Source organism: Clostridium sp. AM34-11AC (genome assembly GCF_003435375.1).
GTDB lineage: Bacteria > Bacillota > Clostridia > Lachnospirales > Lachnospiraceae > Pilosibacter > Pilosibacter fragilis.
Genome location: NZ_QWGL01000008.1, coordinates 1 through 220 on the forward strand (window position 1 = coordinate 1; position 220 = coordinate 220).

Sequence of the window (220 nt, forward strand, 5' to 3'; positions counted from 1 at the left end):
CAAGCAGAGGGTCATAGGTTCGAGCCCTATAGGTCCCATTTATATGAAAAATATCATATTGATCATGGCGGAATAGCTCAGTTGGCTAGAGCACACGGTTCATACCCGTGGTGTCGAGAGTTCAAATCTCCCTTCCGCTACTATGGCGGAATAGCTCAGTTGGCTAGAGCACACGGTTCATACCCGTGGTGTCGAGAGTTCAAATCTCCCTTCCGCTACG

General features: G+C 49.1%; 2 tRNA genes. Both read left to right on the plus strand.

Annotated features, from left to right (window positions below):
- Positions 1 to 66: 66 nt before the first annotated feature.
- Positions 67 to 140 (plus strand) — tRNA-Met (locus DW826_RS06885).
- 4 nt (positions 141 to 144) lie between these two features.
- Positions 145 to 218 (plus strand) — tRNA-Met (locus tag DW826_RS06890).
- The last annotated feature ends 2 nt before the right edge of the window (positions 219 to 220 follow it).